The sequence below is a fragment of the Nguyenibacter sp. L1 genome, assembly GCF_035199985.1.
In the GTDB taxonomy this organism is placed as follows: domain Bacteria; phylum Pseudomonadota; class Alphaproteobacteria; order Acetobacterales; family Acetobacteraceae; genus Gluconacetobacter; species Gluconacetobacter vanlangensis.
This window is the reverse complement of sequence record NZ_CP127015.1, coordinates 2,418,453-2,435,369: the sequence shown is the minus strand read 5'-3', so window position 1 is coordinate 2,435,369 and position 16,917 is coordinate 2,418,453. Positions and strand designations below refer to the sequence as shown.

The 16,917-nt window shown below is 68.8% G+C and carries 13 protein-coding genes; 6 read left to right on the top strand and 7 right to left on the bottom strand.

Going from position 1 to position 16,917, the window contains the following annotated elements; genetic code table 11:
• Positions 1 to 20 precede the first annotated feature (20 nt).
• The 5 genes from QN315_RS10970 to QN315_RS10950 form a co-directional block, all read right to left on the bottom strand.
• Complete coding sequence (locus QN315_RS10970) at positions 21 to 3,074, bottom strand: TonB-dependent receptor domain-containing protein (protein ID WP_323989314.1); 3,054 nt, start codon at positions 3,072 to 3,074, stop codon at positions 21 to 23.
• A gap of 263 nt (positions 3,075 to 3,337) precedes the next feature.
• Positions 3,338 to 4,756, bottom strand: a complete 1,419-nt coding sequence (locus QN315_RS10965; RefSeq protein ID WP_323989312.1) for a sugar porter family MFS transporter — start codon at positions 4,754 to 4,756, stop codon at positions 3,338 to 3,340.
• Between the two features lie 163 nt (positions 4,757 to 4,919).
• Positions 4,920 to 5,915 (bottom strand): asparaginase, encoded by a 996-nt coding sequence (locus QN315_RS10960; RefSeq protein ID WP_323989311.1) that lies wholly within the window; start codon positions 5,913 to 5,915, stop codon positions 4,920 to 4,922.
• Between the two features lie 31 nt (positions 5,916 to 5,946).
• Complete coding sequence (locus QN315_RS10955; RefSeq protein ID WP_323989310.1) at positions 5,947 to 6,792, bottom strand: hypothetical protein; 846 nt, start codon at positions 6,790 to 6,792, stop codon at positions 5,947 to 5,949.
• 31 nt (positions 6,793 to 6,823) lie between these two features.
• Positions 6,824 to 7,303: a transcriptional repressor gene (locus QN315_RS10950; RefSeq protein ID WP_323989309.1), complete on the bottom strand. Its 480-nt coding sequence runs from the start codon at positions 7,301 to 7,303 to the stop codon at positions 6,824 to 6,826.
• A gap of 122 nt (positions 7,304 to 7,425) precedes the next feature.
• Between QN315_RS10950 and QN315_RS10945 the strand changes: the two genes are divergently transcribed.
• From QN315_RS10945 to QN315_RS10935, 3 genes are read left to right on the top strand one after another with little or no spacing between them, the layout of a single operon-like run.
• Entirely contained in the window at positions 7,426 to 8,325 is a 900-nt protein-coding gene (locus tag QN315_RS10945; RefSeq protein WP_323989308.1) for a metal ABC transporter solute-binding protein, Zn/Mn family, read from the top strand.
• On the top strand, positions 8,322 to 9,128 hold the full coding sequence (locus QN315_RS10940) for an ATP-binding cassette domain-containing protein (RefSeq protein ID WP_323989307.1): 807 nt from the start codon (positions 8,322 to 8,324) through the stop codon (positions 9,126 to 9,128). Before QN315_RS10945 ends, QN315_RS10940 begins: the two co-directional genes overlap by 4 nt.
• A gap of 15 nt (positions 9,129 to 9,143) precedes the next feature.
• The gene (locus QN315_RS10935) at positions 9,144 to 9,932 is read left to right on the top strand and encodes a metal ABC transporter permease (protein WP_323989306.1); all 789 of its coding nucleotides are present in this window, start codon (positions 9,144 to 9,146) and stop codon (positions 9,930 to 9,932) included.
• Positions 9,933 to 9,939: 7 nt separating this feature from the next.
• On the opposite strand, the gene QN315_RS10930 is transcribed toward QN315_RS10935, so the two are convergent.
• Positions 9,940 to 10,437, bottom strand: a complete 498-nt coding sequence (locus tag QN315_RS10930; protein WP_323989305.1) for a flavin reductase — start codon at positions 10,435 to 10,437, stop codon at positions 9,940 to 9,942.
• 131 nt (positions 10,438 to 10,568) lie between these two features.
• Here QN315_RS10930 and QN315_RS10925 point away from each other — a divergent pair, with 131 nt between their 5' ends.
• The 3 genes from QN315_RS10925 to QN315_RS10915 all read left to right on the top strand — a co-directional run bounded on the left by QN315_RS10925 (position 10,569) and on the right by QN315_RS10915 (position 14,737).
• On the top strand, positions 10,569 to 11,654 hold the full coding sequence (locus QN315_RS10925) for an enoyl-CoA hydratase/isomerase family protein (protein WP_323989303.1): 1,086 nt from the start codon (positions 10,569 to 10,571) through the stop codon (positions 11,652 to 11,654).
• 76 nt (positions 11,655 to 11,730) lie between these two features.
• Complete coding sequence (locus tag QN315_RS10920; protein ID WP_323989301.1) at positions 11,731 to 13,146, top strand: protein adenylyltransferase SelO family protein; 1,416 nt, start codon at positions 11,731 to 11,733, stop codon at positions 13,144 to 13,146.
• 142 nt (positions 13,147 to 13,288) lie between these two features.
• On the top strand, positions 13,289 to 14,737 hold the full coding sequence (locus tag QN315_RS10915) for a sugar porter family MFS transporter (RefSeq protein ID WP_323989300.1): 1,449 nt from the start codon (positions 13,289 to 13,291) through the stop codon (positions 14,735 to 14,737).
• A gap of 74 nt (positions 14,738 to 14,811) precedes the next feature.
• Here the strand turns inward: QN315_RS10915 and QN315_RS10910 are convergent, their stop codons facing one another.
• Positions 14,812 to 16,809 (bottom strand): S9 family peptidase, encoded by a 1,998-nt coding sequence (locus QN315_RS10910; RefSeq protein ID WP_323989299.1) that lies wholly within the window; start codon positions 16,807 to 16,809, stop codon positions 14,812 to 14,814.
• Positions 16,810 to 16,917 lie beyond the last annotated feature (108 nt).

Genomic DNA, 16,917 nt, shown 5'->3' with positions numbered 1-16,917 from the left:
GATGCCGGAAAAGACCTGGCTCAGAGCGTCACGTTGACGCCGAAGCGGAAGGCGCGGCCCAGCATGCCGGCTCCTGCCCAGGCCGGGTTGTACAGATATCCGCCATAGGTACCCAGATCCAGCGGGGGCCTCCAGTTGGCGACATTGTACATGTTGGCATAGGCCGTGAACCGTTTGTTGAAGCGATAGGCCAGCGTGAGGTCGATGTCCCAGAAATGGGAGGCATTGCAGCGGATCGGACTGCCGTCCAATGTCGTTTCGCCCGCGAAGCCGGTGGCGGCCTGCGCGCAGTCGTTGCGCGTGCCCGGACCGGTATAGTCCTCGGCGGTCAGCTTGTAGCCGCTGGTGTAATAGACGGTCGTGGTCAGCGACAGCTTGTCATAAGTGAAGGTGTTGGCCCAGTTGGCGCGCCAGCGGGGGGTTCCCGACGCCGAGGTCGTATTGGCCGGTCCGAGCGTGCCCGCGAAACGTTCGGTGCCGAGACCCGGATAGGTGATGTTGTAGCGGAAGACGTATGTGGCCTCGCCCTTGCTGTACCATTTTATCTTCGACAGCTTGCCCGGGAGCGGGACATTGGCGTCCAGCGCGAGGTCCAGCCCGTCGGTCACCAGGGTGGCGCCGTTGATGTAGCCGAGATTGACGATCCCGGGACGGGCCATCGCGCCGGGATGGTCCGGATCGGCAACGTCCGGTATGACCGAGATGCCCGACGGCATGCCGGCGCCGGCATAATACGCCGCCAGGGCCGTGGATTGGTTTGCGGTCGTGATATAATTGTCTTTCTTGATGTAATAATAATCGACGCTCATGTTGAGCCAGCGTGTCGGCTGAACGACGGCACCGCCGGTGAAGCTGGTCGACAGTTCGGGCTTGACGGCGGGATTGCCGACCGTGTTGAGCGCCAGGCTGTATGACTGCGCATAGGCGTCCGGCCCCGTGCCCGAGGCATTCGGGTGCTGGGCAAGGAATGCCGCCGCGTTCGGATCGCCGGCCGGGTTGTAGGTGATGTATCCGATCGTCTGGCTGTTGGTCTCGGCGAAGCTCGGCACGCGGAAGCCCTTCGAGAAGGTGCCGCGTAGCGTGAATTCCTTGACCGGCTTCACCAGGGCTTCGACCTTGGGCGAGAAATGGTCGTACCCGACCGAGTAATTGTCGTAACGGCCGGATACGTCGGCGCTGAAATATTTGACGACCGGGATATTCGTTTCGAAGAAGCCGGATTCGACCCAGCGGCTGCCCTTCGCGTAAAATCCGTTGATGCCCATGTACTGGGCGCTCGGATTGCTCGGGTCGTCGGGGTTGGCGCTGGGGTTGTTCAGCGATTCGTAGCGAATGTTGCCGCCGATGACCAGGTTGACCATGCCGCCCGGCAGGCGGAACAGGCCCTTCTGCAGGGTCGCCTCGCCCGAATATTCCGAGGAATCCGAATGCTGCACCGATCGCGGCGCGATCCAGTTGCGGATGGCAGCCGAGTTCTGTGACGGGTCGAGGAAATTATAGCTGCCATCGTTGATCGCCTGCCGGACGCGGCTGAAGATCGGATAGCCGTTCCGGTCATATTCCAGGTCATCCGTCATGCCGACGAACGATGCGTTATATTTCCAGTCCGATCCCCAGTTCGACGGCTCCCACCCCGAAAGGCGGACGGAGCCGCGATAGGCCTGGTTGAACTGGGTGGAACTGGGGTTCAGGTCGCCGAACAGATAGAAGATCTGCGCCGGCTGGCCCTGCGCGGCCCATGGATCGTACGGATTCGGTTGTCCGTTGGACAGCATCGCCGGAAGCGTGATGTTGGCGAAGCTGATGTCGCCCGAACGGCTTTGCGAGCGGATGCTGACCGGCGCCCCACTGCTGCCCGCGCCCGTATTATAGCTTGTGTTCTGCGCATAAGTGAACATCGCCGTCAGTTCGGCGCGTTCCCACGGACGGGTGGTGAAATGGGCGGTCGTGCTGATGCGGCGATCTTCGGGGTCGATCACCCGGTAGTTGCCCACCAGGTTCTGTTCGCACACGGTGTTTGCGAAATTGCCGGTGCTGCCGGGGAAGGCGCCGGCCGCCACATTGTGGGTGATCAGGTTTCCGCAACTGCCGCCGAGGGGTTGAAGCCCGCCGAGCGGTGTAAGGGCGCCCCCCGCACCGACCGACACCGGGCGCACGAGCGCCGTGGTGGTCGATCCGATGCCGACGACCGAGCCATCGGCCTGGATCGCGTTGGGATTGGCGTTATAGCCGCCGATGCCGGTCAGATCGCCGGTGTCATAGGGGTAGCCACGTTGCCGGTTGTACAGCATGTCGTCATTCTGGTATTCGGCATTGACGTAGAAATTGTAGTTGTCGTGATCGAGGTCGCCATGCCCATAGGTGGCGTAGAGGCGCTGGTGGCCGGCATCGCCCTGGCCGCTTAAGCCGCCTTCGGCATTGGCTTCGAAACCCTTGATTTCCTTGCGGGTGATGAAGTTGATCACGCCCGCGACGGCATCGGCGCCGTAGGTGGCGGACGCGCTGTCCTTCTGGACGTCGACCGCCTGCATGATCGACATCGGCATCCAGTTGACGTCGACGAAGTTACGTTCGCCATCGTCGGAAAGCGGATAGTAGGCCAGGCGTTGTCCGTCCATGAGCACGAGGGTCGAGTCCGTCGTCAGGCCACGGAGCGACGGTGCCGATGCGCCTGCCGCGAAGGCGCCGTTGGAGGAAAACGAGGCCGGCAGATTGCCCGAGCCGTTGGAAGCCAGTTGCTGCAAAGCCTGCGCCGCCGTGGTGATGCCGCGCATTTGCAGGTCGCGGGTGGTCAGGTGCGTCATGGGGGAGGCGCTGCGGAAGTTCGGATCGCGGATCAGAGAGCCGGTCACGACGACATTTTCGGCCTCGGCCGGGACCGTCGGTATGGCCGCCGTCTGCACCATGGCCACCGCATTGGCCGACCGTGGGGGCGGAACGACGGAAGCAGGTTGCGCAACCGCAGCCGATTTCTGGGCTTTCACGGCCGGCTTGGCATGGTGCGTGCGGGCCGCATGCGCATGCGGCGGCGTCGCCGCGTTCTGGGCGAAGGCGGGAGAGAGTGTCCCGCTCATTGCCGTGAAGGCCAGAAGGAAAATATTCCGACGCCGAACAGATATGAGGGACGTTTGTTCCATTATGTGCGTTTCCTGAAACTTTCGCAACATAATGTAAAATAGAAACAAACAGATATTGTTTCTTATCCGTTACAAAATATGTCGGCAAAATTTTGTCACGAAACCGGAAAGAGTGCTCTTTCCGCAGGACACTAGATTGCCGGAGCGTCATCCGATCGGGAATGAACGGGGCGGCGCGGTGCCGGCGCCGCCCCCGTTCGTCACGGCGCGTGATGCCGGGCGCGGCCCAGGTCGCGCAGCGGTACGCCGGCCATCAGGCGCTGTTCGATCGCTTCCAGCGTCATGCCCTTGGTTTCCGGCACGAACAGCCAGGTCAGGACGATGAACAGGGCGTTGAAGGCGGCGAACAGGCCGAAGGTCATGCCCCCGCCCAGCGCGTGCAGCAGCGACAGGAAGGTCGCGCCGACCGCCATGTTGCTGAGCCAGTTGGTCAGCGTCGAGAAGGCGATGCCCAGGTCGCGGCCCTTGAGGGGCTGGACCTCGGAACACAGGACCCAGATCAGCGGGCCGGCCGACATGGCGAAGCCGGTGATGTAGACCAGCAGCATGAAGACGGCGAGGATCTGCGTCGTCTGACTGGCGACGCCGTGGCCGATGACCAGGCCCAGCGTGCCCATGCCCAGGGTCATGACGATGAAGCCGGTATAGAGGATCGGCTTGCGTCCCCAGCGATCGACCAGCCCGACGGCCACGAAGGTCGCCAGCATGTTTACCAACCCGACGATGGCGGTGCACCAGAGCTGCGCGGTGCCGGAGAAGCCGGCCAGCGCGAAGATGCGCGGCGCGTAGTACATGACCACGTTGATGCCGGCCAGTTGCTGCATGATCTGCAGCAGGATGCCCAGCGCCACCGAGCGGCGGAAATTGCGGTTGTGGCGCAGCATCTCGAAGCCGCGCTGCTTCTGCTGAAGCTGCAGGCCGATGTCGCGGACCTCGCGCGAGGCGTCCTGCGGGTTGGACCGCAGGGTGCGCAGGACGTCCAGCGCCTCCTGCCGGCGGCCCTTCATCATCAGCCAGCGCGGGCTGTAGGGCAGGAACAGCACGCCGACCAGGAACAGGGCGGCGGGCACGGCGACGATGCCGAACATCCAGCGCCAGTTTCCGGAATAGCTGAACAGCGTGTCGCTGAGGAAGGCGAGGAAGATGCCCACCGTGATCATGAGCTGGTAGGTCGAGATCATCGCGCCGCGCACCTTCTCGCCCGCGATCTCGGACAGATAGAGCGGCGCGGTGAAGGCGGCGATGCCGATCGCCAGGCCCATGACGGCGCGGCCCGCGATCAGGGTGGCGGTGGACCAGGCCAGCGCGCAGGCCAGCGAGCCGGCCACGAACACGGCGGCGCCGATGACCAGCGAGCGCTTGCGCCCGATATGGTGGGACATCCAGCCGGCCATCAAGGCGCCGACCGCGGCCCCCGCCATCATGGCGCTGACGATCCATTGCTGCGCGATCAGCGAGGCGTGGAATTCGCGGGTGACGAAATCCAGCGCGCCGGAAATGACGCCGATATCCAGGCCGGACATCAGCCCGGCCAGGGCGGCCAGGCAGCCGACGACGATCGAGCGCACATGGACGGACTCGGACGGGGCGTGCCGCGGGGACGGCGCGGAAGCATTCATGCCGGACGGTTCCTTACGTTTATTATTTACTAACGTTTCTTATCTATTATCGTTTAGTTTATTATCGTTGAATTGTTGTTGGTCTTGTTAACGTTTTTGTTTGTCAGTTTCGTACAGGCGTGTGGCCCTGGCGTGTCAATTCGGCGTGATCGGGCGGACACGATCAGGCGAAGGCGGCGCGCACTTCTCCGACGATCATGCCGTTCCAGTTGCGCATGCTGTGCCGTGTCAGGCCGGCCAACACCATATTGTCACGATTTTCGGGCCCAAGGAAGCGGATCAGCAGGGCGGCCATCGCGACCTCGGCCGCGCGGGGGGCGCCGTCATGGCATTTCACCGCGATGCCCAGCCCCTGTTCGGGCAGGGCGGCGGCCATGATGCCCTCGGCCCCCATCTTGCTGAACACGGCGGGGCCCAGGGCCTGCATCAGTACCGTGTCGAAGCGGTTGGTGCCGCCGACCATGAACGGGGCGGCGGCGACCGCCGCGCGCAGCCGCGCCGCCGCGCGCGCGCGTTCGGCGCCGAGGCCGACGCCGCTGCCGAACCGGGCGAAGCCGTGGGCCAGCGCGCGCAGCGGGATGGCGTAGGTGGGGATCGAGCAGCCGTCGATGCCGCGATTGTCGGGCCCGTGGGGGGCGCCGGTCACGTCGGCCAGGGCGGCCGTGACCTCACGCATGATCGGGTGTTCGGGGTGGATATAGCCGGTGCTGTCCTGGCCCCGGTCGCACGCCAGGCAGATGAAGCCGGCATGCTTGCCCGAACAATTATTGTGCAGGGCCGACGGGCCCTGCCCCGTCCCGGCCAGGGCGCGGGCGGCGCCGTCGTCCACCGGCCAGTGGACGCCGCATTCCAGGCAGGCCGCGTCGCGCCCGGCGCGGGTCAGCATGCGCGACGCCGCCGCGACATGGGCGGGCTCGCCGGTATGCGACGCGCAGGCCAGGGCCAGTTCCTCGTCCCCCAGCCCGAGCCGGGCGGCGGCGCCGCTTTCGACCAGCGGCAGGGCCAGGAAGGATTTGACCGCCGAGCGCGGATAGGTCGGGCGCTCGGCGTCGCCCAGGGCGAAGACCACCCGGCCCGCCGCGTCCACGACGACGGCGCTGCCGGCATGACGGGATTCCACGCGGTCCCCGCGCGTGGCCTCGGCGATGATCGTGTCCATCCGGAAGATCCTCTGGTGTCGGACGGCGGGGTCAGCCGCCGGTCAGGAAATAGCAGGGCGTGCCGGAGCTGCGGGTCGAGTCCGGGTCGTCCTCGATCAGGTCGTCGACCATGAAGCGCTTCAGCCGCAGCACCACGATGCCGGCAGCCGCGTCGTCCAGCAGGTCGGCATCGTCTGCCAGCAGCGACAGCCAATAGGGCACGCCCCCGCGTTCGGTCAGCAGCAGCGGATCGCGCCGGCTGAGCGTCAGCCCGTCGCGCAGCATCGCGTCGGCCCGCTGCGCGCCGGCGATGTGGTACAGGAAGGAATCCGGCGGGTCGGAGGGCTGCAGGCCGCGATGATGCACGCGGGTCAGTTGGACCGTGTCGGCGTCGAGATGCGTCACCTGCCGCCGGGGGGCGGGCGGCTCGGCCGGGCCGTCGGGGGCGCGATCGGATACGGGCACGGACACGGGCATGGGCGCGGCCGGGCGGGCGAACAGGTCGTCCTGGCCGGGGACGGGGCCGGGGACGGGGGCGGCGCCGCGCCGCGGCCGGGGGGAACGGGCGGCCTGCTGCTCGGCGATGGCGGGCAGTTTCAACTGGTCGAGGCCTAGGCGGGGGCCCAGGCGGGGGCCAAGCCGGGTACGTGCCATGTCGATGCTTCCTTGCAGCGCGGCCGCATGAGGCGGCGCGGCCGTTGGGGCCGGGGCCGGCAGATAGGCGGCCAGGTCCCGGCAGCCCTGCCGGCGCCAGAACAGGGCCATGGCGCGCGTGGCGTCGGGGGCGGCGATCCGCGCCACGACGCGTCCGTCCGTGTCTTCGATCCGGAACAGCGTGCGGGTCTTGTCGGAAGGTGCAAGGACGCTGGGCCTTGCCTTGAAGCCGTGTCTCACCATGTCGCCGATTGTAGCCGGATATGCCGGGAAGTCACCCGTGGCAGGCAGCGCACAGCCCTTCGGCCTCGACCGTCGAATGGCGGACCGTAAAGCCGATGGCGCGCGTCGCCGCGACCAGGGCGGCGACGATCTGGCGGTCGTCCAGCTCGGTCACCTGGCCGCAGCCGGTGCAGATCAGGAATTGCGCGGCATGCAGGTGGCAGGCGCCGTCGTGGTCGGCGTCGAGCGCATGGGTGCAGCCGACGAAGGCCGACAGGCGTTCGATCTTGTGGATCAGCCCCTGTTCCAGCAGGAAATCCAGTGCGCGATAGACGGTGGGCGGAGCCGCGCCCTTCTTGTCGGTGCGCAGCCCGTCCAGCAATTCATAGGCGCCGACCGGGCGCGCGGCCTCGAGCACCAGCCCCAGGACCTGCCGCCGCAGATCGGTCAGCCGCGAGCCGCGCGCGGCGCAGATATGCGCCGCAACGTCCAGCCATGCCTCGGTTTTTTCAGCGAAGATCCGTTCCGTCATGCCGGTTCGCGCTGTGCCTCCTGTGCCCCCGGTTTCCATACGCCGGAAAGCGCGCTATATGAAGACTGGATATTTGTTACATTATAACATATTCAACCCCCTCACCCGTTCGGTCGCCCGCTGTGCCAGCCTGTCTTGCCCCTTTCCGTCGTGCCGGTTCGTTCTGTGCAATCCTGCTGGCGCTGCTGGCGGGCGGGGCGGGCGCGGCGCGGGCGCAGCCGGTCGCGGTCGTGGCGGCCGAGGCGGTGTGGGGGGACATCGCGCGCCAGGTCGGCGGCCCGGACGTGGCGGTCGGCAGCATCCTGACCAATCCGGCCACCGATCCGCATCTGTTCGAGGCCAGCCCGTCGGACGGGCGGCGGGTGGGGGCCGCGCGGATCGTGATCGCCAACGGCGCGGGCTATGACGGCTGGATCGACCGGCTGGCCGCCGGCGACGGCCCGGCCCGCCCCGTGATGCTGAACGTGGCGCGGCTGGCCGGCTGGCGCGACGGCGAGAACGTGCATTTCTGGTATGACCTGGCGGACGTGCGGGCCTTTGCCACCGCCTTCGCCGCCGCGTGCGCAGAGATCGTGCCCGCGCATCGCGCGGCGCTGCAGGCGCGGCTGGCGCTGTTCCTGGGCACGCTTGCGCCGCTGCAGGCGCGGATCGACGCGCTGCGGGCGCGCTATGGCGGCACGCCGGTCGCGGCGTCGGAGCCGATCTTCGGCCTGATGGCGCAGGGGACGGGGCTGGCGATGCGCGACGAGGGGTTCCAGCACGCGGTGATGAACGACACCGACCCCGCACCCTCGGAAGTGGCGGGATTCGAGGAGGACCTGACGCGGCGGCGGGTCAGGGTGCTGATCGTGAACGCGCAGACGGCGGGGCCGGCGACGGACCGGCTGGAGACGCTGGCGGGAGAAGCGGGGATTCCGGTGCTGCAGGTCGCGGAATGCCTGCCGCCGGGCATGCGCTACCAGGACTGGATCGCGGGCACGCTGGACCGGCTGGCGCGGGCGCTGGCGGGGAAGGCGGCGTGACGGTGTCCGCCGAGGGGCCCGCCGGGGAGGCGCCGCCGGTCCGCCTGGACCGCGCCACTGTGCGGATCGGGGCGCGGACGATCCTGTCCGAGGCCAGCCTGACCATTCCGGCCGGGGCGTTCGTGGGGGTGCTGGGCCCCAACGGGGCGGGCAAGACCAGCCTGATGCGGGCGATCCTGGGCATCGTGCCGGTGACGGCGGGGCGGATTTCGGTGTTCGGCCGGCCGGCCGGGCGGGGGCGCCACGATATCGGCTACATGCCGCAATTCCACGGCCGGCCGGTGCCGCGCCTGGACGGGCGCAGCTTCATCGCCGCCGCGCTGCATGGCGAGCGCTGGGGCCTGCCGTGCGACTGGCGGCCGGGGCGGCATCGCCGCCATGACGCGGCGGAGATCGACCGGGTGCTGGACCTGGTGGGGGCGGCGCATCTGGCGCGGCGGCCGCTCGACCAGTTGTCGGGCGGCGAGCGCCAGCGCCTGCTGCTGGCGCAGGCGCTGCTGGGGCGGCCGCGCCTGCTGCTGCTGGACGAGCCGCTGGCCAGCCTGGACCCGCTGCGCGCGCGTGAGGTCGTGGCGCTGGTGCAGGCGATCCGCAGCCGGCTGGGCATCGCGGTGCTGTTTTCGACCCACGACCTGAATCCGCTGCTGGGGGTGATGGACATGGTGCTGTATGTCGGACGCGGCGCGGCGCGGCTGGGCCCGGTGGACGAGGTGGTGACCGATCCGGTGCTGAGCGCGCTGTACGGCACGCGGGTCGAGGTGATCCGCGGCGGCGGCCGCATCTTCGTCGTCACCGACGGCTGAGGGCCCGGTTTCGCGATGCTGGCCTTCGAATTCATGCGCCATGCCTTTGCCGCGACCGGAATCGTCGCGGTGCTGGCCGGGCTGGTCGGATATTTCATGGTGCTGCGCGGCGAGAGCTTCGCCGGCCATGCGCTGTCGCATGTCGGGTTTGCCGGCGCGACCGGCGCGATCCTGCTGGGGATGCCGCCGCTATGGGGCCTGATGGCGCTGACGGTGGCGGCCGGGCTGGCGATGGGGGCCGGCGGCCGGGGCACCACCCAGGGGCGGGATGTCGCGGTCGGGCTGGTCCTGTCCTGCACGCTGGGGTTCGGGCTGCTGTTCCTGCATTTCCTGACCACGTCCGCCGCCCGGGCGACCGCGCTGCTGTTCGGCAACGTGCTGGGGGTGGACGGGGCGATGCTGGCCTGGCTGGCGCTGCTGGCGGCGGGGTGCGTGCTGGCCATGGCGGTGCTGTCGCGGCCGCTGCTGTTCGCCAGCCTCCAGCCCGAGACGGCCGAGGCCCGGGGCGTGCCGGTGCGGCTGGTCTCCACCCTGTTCCTGGCGATCGTGGCGGTGGCGACGGCGGAATGCGTGCAGATCACCGGGGTGCTGCTGGTCTTCGCCCTGATGGTCGGGCCGGCCGCGACGGCGCAGCGCCTGACGGCGGCGCCCGGGCGGGGGATCGTGCTGTCGGTGCTGCTGGCGGCGGCCGAGGGGTGGGGCGGGCTGGCATTGTCCTGGTGGACGGATTGCCCGGCCTCGTTCTGGATCAGCGCGCTGAGTACGGCGGCCTATGTGGGTACATATCTGGGGAAGCGCGGATAGGGACGCGTCAGAGCTCGTCCTGGCCGTGCGGCAGCGCGTGATAGGCGCGGTTGAAATAGACCAGCCCGCCCTGCCCCGCGCCCATGCGGATGGCTTCGACCACGCCGAACATCACGCTGTGGGTTCCGACCTCGACGATCTGGTCGACATGGCAGTCGAACGAGGCCACCGCTTCCTCGAGCACCGGGGCGCCGGTGCCGAGCGTGGTCCAATGGCCGTAGGTGAAGCGTTCATACATGTCCATCGGCCCGGCGAACGAACCGGAAATGTCGCGCTGGCTGGCCGAGAGGACGTTGATGCACATGGCGCCGCCGGTGCGGAACGCGGCGCGCGCCCGCGCCGCGCGGTTCATGCAGACCAGCAGCGTGGGCGGCGCATCGGTGACCGAGCAGACCGCCGAGGCGGTGAATCCCACCGGGTCGTCCAGGGTGCCGGTGGTCACGACGTTCACCGCCGCGCCCAGCCGCGCCATTGCATCCCGATAGGTCTGGGAATCGACCGTCATTCCTGCGCCCTTCCTGCCGCCCGCCCACCGGGATTGGCGGCGTCAACCCGGGCGGCATCTCATCGTCCTGTTGCTTCTGTCATATTATCGTACAAGGGAAAACAGGGAGAAACCGAGGCGGGGCGGCACGGATGACGGATGGCGGAGCGTTGGAGAGCGGGACGTTGCTGGCGGCGCGGCAGGGGCGGCTGGCCCGTCTGACGCTGAACCGGCCCGGCGTGCTGAACGCGCTGGACCGCCCGACATGCCGCCGGATCGCCGCCTGCCTGGCGGCCTGGCGGGACGATCCGGCGGTGGGCACGGTGCTGATTGACAGCGCCAGCCCCCGGGCGTTCTGCGCCGGGGGCGACCTGCGGGCCATCCGCGCGATCCTGGTCGGGGACGGGCCGGACGCGGCGGCGGCCTTCTTTCGCGCATGCTACCGGCTGGTGGCGCTGCTGGCCGCCTATCCCAAGCCCGTGGTGTCGTTCATGGACGGGATCACCATGGGCGGCGGGGTGGGGTTGGGCGGCCATGTCCGCCATCGCGTCGTGACCGAGCGGACGATGCTGGCCATGCCCGAGACGGCGATCGGCCTGACGCCGGATGCGGGCGGGTCCTATATCCTGTCGCGCGCGCCGGGCCTGTCGGGGCTGCGGCTGGCCCTGACCGGCCGCCGGATGGGCGGGGAGGAAGCCGTCGCCATGGGATTTGCCGACCGGGTGCTGCCGGCCGGCTGCCTGCCCGAGCTGGCCCGCGAACTGGCGCGGCGGCCGGCCGGCGAGGGAGTGGCGATGTTTGCCTCTCCTGGACCCTCCGCCGGCCCGGCCGGGGCGGCAGGCGGCGCGGACGGCGATCCGGCGGTCGACCGGCTGTATGACGCGCCGGACGTCGCGACCATCAGGCGGCGCCTGGCCGGCAGTGCGGCCCCCTGGGCGGCGGCGGACCTGGCGGCGCTGGAACGGGCCTCGCCCCTGGCGCTGGAGGTGACGTTCCGGGCCTATTTCGCGGCGCGGCGCCTGCCGGACCTGAACAGCGTGCTGGAACAGGAATATCGCCTGGTGGCCAATCTGGTGCGGCAGCCGGATTTCGCCGAGGGCGTGCGGGCCAGGATACTGGACAAGGACCAGGCGCCGGGCTGGCTGGACCCGGACCAGGTGCCGCGGGCGGCAGCGGCCTGTTTCGCGCCGCGCGCCGACGGGCTGGACCTGTCGCCGGCGCGCGCCGGCGCGGACTGACCGCGCGGGCGGGGGTGGCGTCGTGCGTGCCGGGCCCTCATCTTGAGAGGGTTCCATGTCCGAGGAAGGTCCGTCGATGCCCGTCTCCGCCGCCTATCGCCCCGCCCGCGACCACCTGACGCTGGGGGCGGCGTTCTATGATCCGGTCGAGGCGGCGCGCTTTCCCGCCCATATCCTGCGCTTCCGCAACCAGGACGCGGCGGCGCGGGTCGGGCTGGACGGTCTGACGGACGATGAATGGACCGCGCATTTCGGCCGCTTCGTCCCGCTGCCGGGCGGGATGGAGGCCCCGCTGGCGCTGCGCTATCACGGGCACCAGTTCCGGGTCTACAACCCCGACCTGGGCGACGGGCGGGGCTTTCTGTTCGCGCAATTGCGCGACGCGCGGGACGGGCGGCTGCTGGATATCGGCACCAAGGGCAGCGGGCGCACCCCGTGGTCGCGCGGCGGCGACGGGCGGCTGACCCTGAAGGGCGGGGTGCGCGAGGTGCTGGCGAGCGAGCTTCTGGACGCGATGGGGGTCGCGACCTCGCGCAGCCTGAGCGTGATCGAGACCGGCGAGAGCCTGCAGCGCGGCGACGAGCCGTCGCCCACCCGGTCGTGTGTGCTGGCGCGGCTGAGCCATTCGCATATCCGTATCGGCACCTTCCAGCGCCTGGCGGCGCTGGAGGATACGGCGAACCTGGCCAGGCTGGTCGAATATGTGCTGGCGGCCTATTTCCCCGACCGGCACGGCACACGCGATCCGGCCGCCACGTTGTTCGACATCGTATGCACGCGGGTGGCCAGGCTGGGGGCGCAATGGATGGCGGCAGGCTTCGTGCATGGGGTGCTGAATACCGACAACATCAATATCACCGGCGAGAGTTTCGATTACGGCCCGTGGCGCTTCCTGCCGCGTTACGATCCGTCCTTCGTCGCGGCCTATTTCGACCATTCGGGCCTGTACGCGTTCGGCCGCCAGCCCGAGACGCTGATGTGGAACCTGGCAAGGCTGGCGGAATGCCTGATTCCTCTGGCGAATCTTGATGATCTGCAACGGATTTTCGACGATTTTCCAGATCGTTATGAAAAAGAGATGAATGCGACGACGATAAAACGCCTGGGCGTGTCGTCGGTTTCCGAAAAAGATGACCGTGCGCTGTCGCAGGAGATTTGGAAATTTCTGGAACGATCGGCCATAGGATTTGAATCTTTGTTCTTCGACTGGTATGGTGGAACACAGAGCAGGCATCGCGCGGCGAAAAGCCCCTGTGCCGGTCTCTATGCGGGTGCGGATTTCGAACCGTTGCGTCAACGGCTCGAGGCGCATGCCCCCCGGCCGGGCCTGGATCTTTCCAGCCCATATCTTTCCCGGGACGTACCCTGCACGATGCTGATCGAGACGGTGGAGCAGATATGGCAGCCCATTGCAGCCCGAGACGACTGGAGCCTGTTTCACGACATGCTGGGCGTCATACGGGACATGAAGGCCGCCCTGTCGCCTGCCTGATCCCGGGAAAGCCTGCCCGGGACCGCCACCGGCGCGCGGTCCCGGACGGGCCCTGACCGGAGCGGCGTCGCGGGCGGTACGCATCATCGGGGAAGGAGCCGACCCATTTTCCGAAACCCATTTTCCGGACAAGGAGAACAGGATGCAGAATTTCTCACCACAGGCGGCAAGCCTCGCCGCGATATCCCGGCATGAGATTTCGGGCAGTGCGCGGCTGACGCTCTGGCTCGCAGCCGCCGTGGCCGCCATCTGCGGCGGCCTCTACGGCTACGACACCGGCATTATTTCGGGTGCCCTGCTGCTGATCACGCAGGATTTCCACCTGGGCAGCACGGCGCAGGAACTGGTGGCCTCGGCCATCCTGGCCGGCGCGGTCATCGGCGCGCTCGGCACCGGATGGCTGTCGGAACGGTTCGGCCGCCGGGCCTCGGTCATGGTCGTGACGGCCCTGTTCGTGACGGGGGCGGCCGCCTGCGCCATGGCCCCCGACGTCTGGACGCTGATCATCGCGCGGGTCTATCTGGGGCTGGGGGTCGGCGGATCCACCCAGGTGGTGCCGATGTATATTTCGGAACTGGCCCCGGCGGCGCGGCGCGGGCGGCTGGTGACCCTGTTCAACGTCGCGATCGGCATCGGCATCTTCACAGCCAACGTCATCGGTTTCGCGGCGCGCGATGCCTGGGGCTGGCGCCCGATGATCGCGATCGCCGCCCTGCCGGCGGCGTGCGTGTTCGTCGCGATGTTCTTCCTGCCCAAGAGCCCGCGCTGGACCGCCGAGAACGAGGGGCTGGACGCCGCGATCGCGCAGTTGACGCGGGTGCGGACCTCGCATCGGGAAATCCACCGTGAAATCAACAAGATTCACGAAGCATCGGACGGGGTGGCGGACGCGCATCGCGGCTGGCGCGGGCTGATGCAGCCCTGGGTGCGGCCGGCGCTGGTCGCGGCCCTGGGGGTGGCGTTCTTCACCCAGTGCGGCGGGCTGGAGATGATGATCTATTACGCGCCGACCTTCCTGTCGGATGCGGGGTTCGGCCATGCCTCGGCGCTGCTGGCCAGCCTGGGCGTCTCGATCGTCTATCTGGCGATGACGCTCGGCGGGTCGATGATCGTCGATCATGTCGGGCGGCGGCGGCTGATGCTGATCATGGGTCCGGGCTCGGTCCTCAGCCTGCTGGGGCTGGGGCTGATGTTCGCGATCCATCCCGACAAGGGCAGCGTCGGAAGCTGGATGATCATCGTCTTCCTGCTGCTGTTCATGATGTTCAATTCCGGTGGCATCCAGGTCGTGGGCTGGCTGCTGGGTGCCGAAATGTTCCCGCTGCCGATGCGCGGCACCGCGACCAGCCTGCATGCCGCGACGCTGTGGGGCAGCGACCTGCTGGTGACCAGCACGGCGCTGAGCCTGGTCAAGCTGATCTCGCTGGGCGGGACGATGTGGTTTTATGCCGGGGTCAACCTGGCGTCGGTGCTGTTCGTCTTCTTCCTGGTGCCGGAGACGCGCGGCGCGTCGCTGGAGGATATCGAGGCGGCGCTGCATGCCGGCCGCTTTCGCCCGCGGCGGGGCGATACCGCCATCGTGGCCCGCTGATATCCTGTCTCTATTCCGTCTCCGAAATCCGCTTGCGCATTTCGGAGACAGATCACCAGGCTGACCAATTGTGACTACGGCGTTTCGTCGGCCGGGCGCAGGATGACGCGTTCGGCCACGTCCGGCACGGTGAAGCCGAACACCCTGCCGTAGAAATCCAGTTCCAGTTCCAGCGCGCGGCGGATCGTCTCGGCGCGGCGGAAGCCATGGCCCTCGCCCGCGAATTCGTAATGGGCATGGGGGACGGCGTTGGCGGCCAGCGCCGCGACCATGTCGCGGGCCTGGCCGGGCGGGACCACCGCGTCGTCCAGCCCGTGCAGGAACAGCACCGGGGCGCGGATCGCGTCGGCCCGGGCCAGCGGCGAGCGCGCCAGATAGAGGTCTTCGGCCGCCGGATAGGGGCCGACCAGGCGGTCGAGATAGCGGGATTCGAATTTATGCGTCTCCTGCGCCAGGGCGCGCAGGTCGGTCACGCCATACAGACTGGCGCCGGCGGCGAACAGGTCGGATTGCGCCAGGGCCAGCAGCACGGTCAGGCCGCCGGCGCTGCTGCCGCGCATGGCGATGCGGGCGGGATCGACCCGGCCCGTCGCCACCAGGTGGCGGCAGGCGGCGATGCAGTCCGCCACATCCACCACGCCCCATTGCCCGTCCAGCCTCCGGCGATAGGCGCGGCCGAAGCCGGTCGAGCCGCCGTAGTTGACGTCGACCACCGCGAAGCCCCGGCTGGTCCACCATTGGATCTTGTACGAAAAGGCGGTGCCGGCGCGACCGGTGGGGCCGCCATGGGCCATGACGATCAGCGGCGGCTTCTCGTCCGCCGGACCGCGATAGCTTAGGCTGGCGGGGGGATAGAAGAAGGCGTGGCCGTCCTGCCCCGATCCCGCCGGCAGGGGGAAGCGGATCGTCTCGGCCCGTGCGATGTCGTCCGGCGCCAGGCCGGGGGCGGCGGCGGCGCGCAGGGTGCGCGGCGGCGCGTCGGCGCGGGCATGCAGGATGGCGGGCGGCCCGTCGGGCGGCATGTCGATCCAGGCCAGCGATCCGTCGGCCAGCGGCGACGGGCAGGCGGCGGGATGGCCGAGCGGCACCGGGTGGACCGCGTCTTCGGCGATCAGGATCGTCCGGGGGGCGCCGTCCTCGATCGCGATGGCCAGGATGGAGCCGCCGGGCAGCGGACGGTAGCTGCGCAGGCCGAACACCCAATGGGGCAGCCCGATTTCGGCGCGCATCGGCGCGACCGGCGTGGCCTGCCCGTCCGGCAGGGCAACGCGCAGCAGGTTCCACCACCCGTCGCGGTCCGAGGCGACCAGAAGCGTCCGCTCGTCGGCCCAGGCGGGTTCGATGACCGAGGACCCGTCATCGAGCAGGGTGCGCGGCTCCGCCAGCGACGGGGCGCCGTCGCCCGCCAGCCGGGCCAGGCGCAGCCGGGTGGCGTCCCATGGCATGGCGGGGTGGTCCCATTCGATCCAGGCCAGATGCGTGCCGTCGGGCGACGGGCGGGGGGAACTGACGAAATCCGCGTCCGCCGCCAGCACCGTGCCGGCCTGCGTCGCGGGATCGCCGCCGTCGGCGTCGCCGGTGCGGAAGGCCACCAGGGTCGAGACCGCTTCGCCCGGCGCGGTATGGTCCTCGCGCACGCAGAACAGGGTGGCGCCATCGGGGGCGAAGGCCAGGTCGGCGAAGCGCAGGCCGGGTGCATGGCTGAGGGCGCGGGGGACGGCGCCCGGCGCGTCGGACATCAGCCAGAGACTGCCGTCCGGCCGGTTGCTGAAGGCGATGCGGCCCCCCGACACGGCATAGGCGCCGCCGCCATATTCATGGACCCGCGTGCCGACATCGAAGGGTGCCTGGGTGACGTCGCGCATGCCGTCTCGTTCGGTCCAGCGGACCAGGACGGTGCGGCCGGCTTCGGCGGGGCGGCTTTCCAGCCAATAGACCGCGTCGCCGTCGGTCTGCAGCTCGGACAGGCCGAGCGTCCGGCCCGCCACCAGGTCCGGCGTGATGCGGGAGGGCCAGGTGCCGTAGGATAAAATCTCGGGGGCGGATCCGGTGCCGGCGTGGGGGGCGGTCATGCGGGGGGTCCTGCTTTGGGGGCGCTGTCCCGTCCTATTGACTTGACACGGCGTTGGCCAGACGGTTCCTCAGCCTCTTCGCGCAACAGGACAGGTCCAATCCGCTGG

Bases quoted from the DNA above. Each gene is read 5' to 3' on its own strand.
- QN315_RS10970 (WP_323989314.1), bottom strand. From the start codon at position 3,074: ATGAGCGGGACACTCTCTCCCGCCTTCGCCCAGAACGCGGCGACGCCG.
- QN315_RS10965 (WP_323989312.1), bottom strand. From the start codon at position 4,756: ATGAATGCTTCCGCGCCGTCCCCGCGGCACGCCCCGTCCGAGTCCGTC.
- QN315_RS10960 (WP_323989311.1), bottom strand. From the start codon at position 5,915: ATGGACACGATCATCGCCGAGGCCACGCGCGGGGACCGCGTGGAATCC.
- QN315_RS10955 (WP_323989310.1), bottom strand. From the start codon at position 6,792: ATGGTGAGACACGGCTTCAAGGCAAGGCCCAGCGTCCTTGCACCTTCC.
- QN315_RS10950 (WP_323989309.1), bottom strand. From the start codon at position 7,303: ATGACGGAACGGATCTTCGCTGAAAAAACCGAGGCATGGCTGGACGTT.
- QN315_RS10935 (WP_323989306.1), top strand. From the start codon at position 9,144: ATGCTGGCCTTCGAATTCATGCGCCATGCCTTTGCCGCGACCGGAATC.
- QN315_RS10930 (WP_323989305.1), bottom strand. From the start codon at position 10,437: ATGACGGTCGATTCCCAGACCTATCGGGATGCAATGGCGCGGCTGGGC.
- QN315_RS10925 (WP_323989303.1), top strand. From the start codon at position 10,569: ATGACGGATGGCGGAGCGTTGGAGAGCGGGACGTTGCTGGCGGCGCGG.
- QN315_RS10920 (WP_323989301.1), top strand. From the start codon at position 11,731: ATGCCCGTCTCCGCCGCCTATCGCCCCGCCCGCGACCACCTGACGCTG.
- QN315_RS10915 (WP_323989300.1), top strand. From the start codon at position 13,289: ATGCAGAATTTCTCACCACAGGCGGCAAGCCTCGCCGCGATATCCCGG.
- QN315_RS10910 (WP_323989299.1), bottom strand. From the start codon at position 16,809: ATGACCGCCCCCCACGCCGGCACCGGATCCGCCCCCGAGATTTTATCC.